The organism is Dietzia sp. SYD-A1 (genome assembly GCF_015356725.1).
Lineage (GTDB): Bacteria > Actinomycetota > Actinomycetes > Mycobacteriales > Mycobacteriaceae > Dietzia.
Genome location: NZ_JADDKI010000043.1, coordinates 1 through 6,890, shown reverse-complemented (window position 1 = coordinate 6,890; position 6,890 = coordinate 1). Strand labels below are relative to the sequence as shown.

At 70.7% G+C, this 6,890-nt stretch carries 7 protein-coding genes; 5 read left to right on the top strand and 2 right to left on the bottom strand.

The window, feature by feature from the left end; all coding sequences use genetic code 11:
• The 3 genes from IY392_RS02435 to IY392_RS02425 form a co-directional block, all read left to right on the top strand.
• The coding region (locus IY392_RS02435; RefSeq protein ID WP_194860418.1) for a S9 family peptidase at nt 1–1,151 on the top strand (1,151 nt) is incomplete at its 5' end.
• 298 nt (nt 1,152–1,449) lie between these two features.
• Nucleotides 1,450–2,319, top strand: a complete 870-nt coding sequence (locus IY392_RS02430) for an alpha/beta fold hydrolase (RefSeq protein WP_107757842.1) — start codon at nt 1,450–1,452, stop codon at nt 2,317–2,319.
• 18 nt (nt 2,320–2,337) lie between these two features.
• Entirely contained in the window at nt 2,338–3,246 is a 909-nt protein-coding gene (locus IY392_RS02425; RefSeq protein ID WP_182613220.1) for a hypothetical protein, read from the top strand.
• A 42-nt stretch (nt 3,247–3,288) separates the two neighbouring features.
• Here IY392_RS02425 and IY392_RS02420 read toward each other — a convergent pair whose 3' ends face one another.
• The gene (locus IY392_RS02420) at nt 3,289–4,011 is read right to left on the bottom strand and encodes a hypothetical protein (RefSeq protein ID WP_107757844.1); all 723 of its coding nucleotides are present in this window, start codon (nt 4,009–4,011) and stop codon (nt 3,289–3,291) included.
• Between the two features lie 395 nt (nt 4,012–4,406).
• On the opposite strand from IY392_RS02420, the gene IY392_RS02415 reads away from it, so the two are divergent.
• Nucleotides 4,407–5,783, top strand: a complete 1,377-nt coding sequence (locus IY392_RS02415) for a lipase family protein (RefSeq protein ID WP_194860417.1) — start codon at nt 4,407–4,409, stop codon at nt 5,781–5,783.
• Between the two features lie 49 nt (nt 5,784–5,832).
• On the opposite strand, the gene IY392_RS02410 is transcribed toward IY392_RS02415, so the two are convergent.
• On the bottom strand, nt 5,833–6,267 hold the full coding sequence (locus tag IY392_RS02410; RefSeq protein WP_194860416.1) for a nuclear transport factor 2 family protein: 435 nt from the start codon (nt 6,265–6,267) through the stop codon (nt 5,833–5,835).
• Between the two features lie 24 nt (nt 6,268–6,291).
• Between IY392_RS02410 and IY392_RS02405 the strand changes: the two genes are divergently transcribed.
• The gene (locus tag IY392_RS02405; RefSeq protein WP_182627669.1) at nt 6,292–6,834 is read left to right on the top strand and encodes a nuclear transport factor 2 family protein; all 543 of its coding nucleotides are present in this window, start codon (nt 6,292–6,294) and stop codon (nt 6,832–6,834) included.
• Nucleotides 6,835–6,890 lie beyond the last annotated feature (56 nt).

The window sequence follows — 6,890 nt, the reverse complement described above, 5'->3', positions numbered from 1 at the left end:
CCTCCCTCACCGCTCCCACCGCCGGCGCCGCGCCGGCGGCCTCCGGCCAAACGGCACCGCGGTGGTCGGGCCTGGACACCCGCCACTGGGACCGAACGATCCCCGCGCCCGGCGCCACCGCGGTGACGGTGCCGTTGGAAGACTCGCTCTCGCTGCCGGAGGCCGGGCGGGCGGTGCGCTCGGCGTATGGCACGATCGACCAGCACGGGAGCCCCGCGATCGCCACGTCGGCGGTGTTCCTGCCGCACGGGACTCCCCCGCCGGGCGGATGGCCCGTGGTGGCCCGGGCACACGGGACCACCGGTCTCGGTGACGACTGCGCACCCTCGACGCACCCGCGCTCCGACCGCGACGCCGAGTACCTCGGGCACTGGCTGCGGCAGGGGTACGCCGTCGTGGCGGCCGACTACGTGGGACTCGGGACTCCGGGCCTGCTCAGCTACCTCAACGGACAGGTCGCGGCCCGCGGGATCATCGACGCGGTGATCGCCGCACGGGCAGACGGCCTCCCGCTCTCCCCGACCTGGGCGGCGGTGGGGCAGTCGCAGGGCGCAGGCGCCGCCCTGGTCACCGCCACCCGGGCCACCGAACTGGGCGCACCGTCGGGGCTGGACTTCCGGGGCGTCGTGGCCACGGGTGCGCCGGCCAACCTCGAGCACCTCTTCCAGTGGGGTGGGCCCGGTTTCCCTCCCGTGTCACTGCCCACGGGCCTGAACCTCTACGCCCTCTACATCCTCGCCGGACTTCGTGACCAGCACCCTGAGGTGGGACTCGATGCCTTCCTCACCCCTCGCGGCCGCGAGATGGTCGATGCCGCAGAACACCTCTGCTACGAGGACATGCGGGACGCGGTGGGAGACTTCCAGGTATCGCGGGCCCTGACCAGGCCGGTCAGGGACATCCCGGACGTCTTCGGGCTCCTGCAGCGGTACATGGGGACTCCGGCCACCGGATACGATCGCCCGGTCTTCCTGGGCCAGGGTCTGCTCGACCTGGACGTGCCCGCGCCCTCGGTGCTGTCGCTCGCGGCGGAAATGACGCTGAACCGTCAACCGCTCGAACTCCACGTCTATCCGGACAGGGACCACAGCGGGACGGTCTACGCGGCGATACCGGATGCCACCGCGTTCCTGAGTCGTGTGATGCGCTGACAGTAGAGCGGAATCTGGACACACCGTCAACATGCCGCCGTCCATCCTGCGCGGCAGTGACCGGTCGAGGCCATATCAACGATGTGACCGACACCACAATCGTTATCTACTTGTCACATGAGAATTTCCGAGTAGAGTCCTCGTCATCGCCGCGCGGGGATGTTCTGGGACTCCCCGCGCGGCTGACTTGTCTCTCACCCCGCCACCTTCTCGGCCCCTGGCCGACCCTCGCCCCCTCAGGCCACCTTTTCGGTCGAGGCCACCGGTACTTAGAACCTGTTCCAGTATCGTGGCCCCCATGAGCGCCCTCGACTTCGAGTCCACCAGCAAGACCCTCACCGCCGGCCGCTTCGAGCTGCACTTCCACGAGGCGGGAGAGCAGAGCGTCGCGGAGCCCGAGAGCGCCGTGCCCGTGCTCTTCCTCCACGGCTCCGGCCCGGGCGTCACCGCATGGTCCAATTTCGCGGGCAACTTCCCGGTCTTCGCCGAGCGATTCCACACGATCCTGCTTGACATGCCGGGTTTCGGGAGAAGTTCGGACCTCGACTGGGAGAAGGCCTACCCGCTGATCGCCGCCGAGGCGATCGACGCGTTCTGCGAGGCCAAGGGGATCGAGAAGGTCGACATCATCGGCAACTCGATGGGCGGAAACGTGGCCTGCGAGACCGCGCTGGCCTACCCCGGCCGCGTCCGCAAGATGGCGCTCATGGGCCCCGGCGGCCTGGCGGCGCCGCTGTTCACCCCCGAACCCAGCGAGGGTTCCAGGCGCCTGTTCGACTTCCTCGCCTCGCCCTCCGACGAGTCCATGGCCGCCTGGGTGGACACGATGGTGGGCAACAAGAAGGTCGTATCCGACGAGCTCATCCGGGCCAGGACCGAGGCCGCCACCGCCCCCGGCGCGGTCGAGCGGATGTACGCCATCTTCGGTTCGATCCTCAAGCCCGAGAACGCCTACACACCGCTGTACGCGCGGGCCTCCCAGATCCGCCAGGAGACGCTGCTCATCTGGGGCCGCGACGACCGCATGCTGCCCTACGAGCAGGCGCACTTCGCGTTCCGGCAGCTCCCCCGCGCCGAGCTTCACGCCTTCTCGCGCTGCGGCCACTGGGCGATGATCGAGCAGAAGGACAAGTTCGAGCGCCTGGTGATCGACTTCCTGCTCAACTGACCCGCTAGCCTCGGGGACATGAGCGAGTCGCCGCAGCCCGACCAGCCCACCGCCGACGCGCGCTCCGACCAGCAGACCGGCGACGGGACCGGGGGCGGAGGCGCCGTGGACCCGCGGACCGGCGAGGACCTGTCCTGGAAGAGCACCCCGGTCGCGATCGTCCTTCTCGACCGCCCCGCACCCGGCCACCGCGACATCACCGAGCTGCTCGCCGAGATCTTCGAGGGCTCCTACGACGTCGATCCGGGAACGGACGAGGACCCCGCGACCGCCGTGTCCGTCGAGGACGTCACGGTGGTGGTGACCCCGCTCGACCTGCCCGTGGCCGACGGCGAGGCGTCCCGGTACACCGAGAACCTCGCCATCTGGAACGGCGGGGAGGGTGTGGTGGACTCTCACCGGTCGCAGGTCGTCGTGGCCGCCTTCCGCCTCGGCCCGGTGGGGGACGACGGCGAGCCGGGCGAACCCGACTACCTGGACCCCCGGCTCGACACGCTCCGGTGCGAACTCGCGGTGGCCACGGTGACCGCCGCGCTGACCGCGCTGCCCGGCGCGATCGCGGTGAGCATCGGTGGAGCGGCCGCGACCCTGCCCGCCGGTCCCTACCGCGATCTCGTCACCGGGAACCCGCTCCCCGTCCCGGCGCTGGTCGGAGTGAGGGCGGGCATGCAATCCGAGACCACGTCGTGCGTGTACACCACCGGACTCGGGCGTTTCGGTCGCCTGGACCTCGAACGGCTCGACGTCGCCGCGCCCCCCGGCGCCCTCTACGGGCAGATGTGCGACCTGGTCGCGTACACCCTGGGCTCGGGGACCATCTTCCAGGCCGGGCAGGCCCTCGAGGTGGGCGGGCCCCAGCCGCTGCTCACCAGCATCGAGACCTCCCCGTTCACCGGACAGCAGGTCCTGCGCCTCACCCCCGGCTGAGCACCGACCACCGTGTCACGGTCGCGGGTCACGACCGCCGCGTCACGGTCGCCGGTGGGGCATCCTCTCCACCACCAACCTCGTGGTGGCCGCCAGCTGGAAGGGCCGGACGACGGGCTCGATACGACTGGTCAACCTGTCCTTCTTGAGCTTCGCGATCACGCTGCGTACCAGTTCGGGCAGGGGATTGCCCGAGTGGTCGACCAGCGGGTAGACGCGGACCTCCGGCGCGACCCGCGCCATCTCGACGATCGCGTCGACATGGTCGGCCGTGCTCATCCGGTCCGCATAGGTGAACAGCAGGTGGGAGCACAGGACGAGGTCGGCCGAGTCAGAGGCGAGAGGCAGTTCAGGCAGCGCCCCGGCGATGTACCGGCCGGGAGCGGCCTCGAGGTCCGCGAGCATCGACTCGGCCGCGGCCCGACGGACGGATTCGTGACCGACGACGCCGCCGCGGACGTCCCAGTCGTACTCGAGATCCCGGGAATGGAAGTGGGCGAGCGATCGATCCAGATCCGCCAGGACCCGCTCCCTCAGATCACGACCACCGAGCGCGTATTGCGGGTCCACCGCCACCGCGTCACCGCCCGCGGCGGAGATCTCCGCGACAGCGCTGGCCGCCCCACCCGGGCAGTCGACTATCCGACGACCAAGGTCCACGGCGTCCAGGTCGAACATGTCCGTGTACTCGTCCAGGGAGCGGGCGCTCACCAGGACATCCGATTCCGACAAGGGAAGGTGGATGGTGCGGGGACTTGCGGTCACCTGGTCGTTCTCCTCGATCAGGTCGGGCTCGGCCTGTCTCGGCCGCGGCGGGTGTCCGGCGGTGACCCGAGTCCCGGTGGGTCCGCCTGCCCGACTGTCGTTCGGCCCACCCGTTCCCGGTGGACCCGTGAGGCGCCTGCTACGCCGGGGCGGCGGTGGCGGCGCGGATCCACTCGGAGTCGCTCCGCCAGCACATCAACACGTCGTTCTGCACGGCGCCACCGTAGCAACGGGCGCGGACACCGGCCACCGATTCGTTTCCGGTGAGCCGAACCCGCGACGCGCACCCGGCCTGTGACCTGGACCACCAGCACAACTGACACCGGTTATAGTCCTCTTCGACGCAGGACGCAGCCACCCCGCCGTACCCGCGGCCCCGACACCCTGGAGTACACGTGAGATCACCGTCAGCGGACCGGACCACGACCCCCCGCGGGTCCACCCTGGCCGGGGCGCTCGCGCTCGGTCTGGTCGTGGCCCTGGCTCCGGTGCTGACGACCGGCCCGGCCCCGGTGGCGTCCGCGCAGCCCGTGGCGGGCGCGCAGGGTTCGTCGAACGCACCGGACCGGACCGCGTTCTACACCCCACCAGCGGATCTGCCGGCGGTCCCGGGCGCCGTCATCCGCAGCGAGCCCATGGTCATCACCCCGAGTTTCCCCGACATCGTCACGGGGGGCACGCTCACCGCCGACGCCCAGCGGATCATGTACCGCTCCACCGGGGCGGCGGGTGGGCCCGTCGCCGTCACCGGCACCTATCTCCAGCCCAGGGCACCGTGGAACGGCTCCGGTCCACGCCCGCTCGCCGTGGTCACCCCAGGTACGCAGGGTCAGGGCGACCAGTGTGCGCCCTCGAAATCCATGGAGGTCGGGCTGGGCATCCGGACGGCCCCGGTATCGTTGGCCGCCGGGTACTCGCTGATCGACGCCTACTCCCTGCTCGCCGAGGGCTTCGCCGTCGTCGTCACCGACTACGAGGGTCTGGGCACCCCGGGCCACCATCCCTACGTCAACCGCGTCTCGCAGGGCCGCTCGGCGCTGGACGCCGCCCGCGCCGCCGTGCGGCTGGCGGGAACCGACCTCGCCCTCGAGTCCCCCACAGTGGTGAGCGGGTACTCCCAGGGCGGTGGTGCGGCCGCGGCCGCGGCAGAGATGCACCGGGAGTACGCGCCGGAACTCAACCTGGTGGGCGTGGCGGCCGGAGCCCCGCCGTCGGACATGCTCGGCACCCTCGAGCGCGTCGACGGCGGCGTCCTCACCGGGGCCGTCGGCTACGCCATCAACGGGATCCTGCAGGTCCACCCCGAGTTGCGCCCGGCATTCGACCGCCAGCTCAACGACGAGGGGCGCCGCATGCTCGAGGTGACCTCGACTCAGTGCGTGGGCGAGACGGCGTTCGCCTACGGTCTGCGTCGCACCACCGAGTTCACCGTGCACGGCAACTCCCTGGCCGAGGCCGCCCGGTCCGAGCCGGAGATCCTGCGCGTACTCGAGAGCTACAACCTCGGCCGCGTCGCCCCCACCGTCCCCGCACTCGTCCTGATCGGTCGGAACGACGACGTGGTCCCGCACGACACGGCGGTCGACCTGGTCCGCAACTGGTGCGCCCAGGGCACCGTCGTCGAGCTGCGCACCGCGGAGCTCCCGGCTCTGGCGCCGGGCCTGGTGATCGACCACGCCCTGCCGATGCTGTCCGAGCGCGAGACCCACGCGCGCTACCTCATGGAGCGGGTGCACGGGGTGCCGGCGTCGAACTCCTGCGGCACCGTCTGACGCCGGACCACGGAGGGGCCCGCCGCGTGGCGGGCCCCTCCGTGGTCCGTCAGGGCAGGTTGTGGTGGAAGGCCTGCTCCTGCGCGAGACTGTCGATCCGCCAGCCCTCGTCGGTGCGGAGGAACCCGAGCACGTACCAGAGCCCGTAGAAGAACACCTGCTGGTCTTTCTCCTCCACGGGTTTGAGGGCCATCGGGTTGAAGCACATGCAGCGTCCGGTCGCGGTGTCGCCGTCCAGGGTCACCGCGAGATTGCCCATGAGGTGCTGGGTGGAGGCGAAGATCGGCAGCATCTCCGCCAGCCAGGTCCGCACCGCCGGATAGTCGTCCGCGGGGCCGCCCGAGGCCTCATAACTCACCCGGGCGTCCGGGGTGAACACCATGTCCAGTCCCTCGAAATCACGGGCGTCGATACAGGTCGCGTACCTGGTCACCAGGTCCTGCAGGTCCCAGCGATCCGACAGCTCGACCAGTGTTCGACTCATGCCCACTAGGCTAACGTGGCCCGCATGCAGTTCGAGCAGGAATTCCGCGCCCGGCAGGCGATCGAGCAGCTCAAACACCGCTACTGGCGGGCGTGCGACGCCAAGGACCCACACGCGTTCCGGGCCTGCTTCGTGGCACGGGGCGGCGTCCTCGACTTCGGCCCGCTCGGCCGCACGGACCCGGACACGATGGTCGGGATCTTCGGTCAGATCGCCCTGGCGACCGCCTCCGACGGCGGCCCCCGCGTCCTCGACATGCACCACGGCCTCATGCCCTCCATCGCCGTCGAGGACCCGGCGGACGGTGGCGCGCCGCGGCGCGCCACCGGCACATGGACGTTGCAGTTCCGCCAGGTGGACCGGGAGAACGGCACCGAGACCCTGTCCACGGGCGAGTACTCGGATGTCTACGTACTGGAGAACGACCACTGGGTCATGGCCGAGTGCCTGTTCTCTCCTGGCTGGTCGATCACCCGTCCTCTCGACAGCGCCACCGTGACGTACCCCGAGGTCCACTCCGTCCGCGGGGACGACGCGGCTCCCGCGGCCGCCGGGGTCGACTCGTGACCGCGCGCGTGGCCCTGGTCACCGGCGCCAGCCGCGGCGTCGGCAAGGGGGTGGCC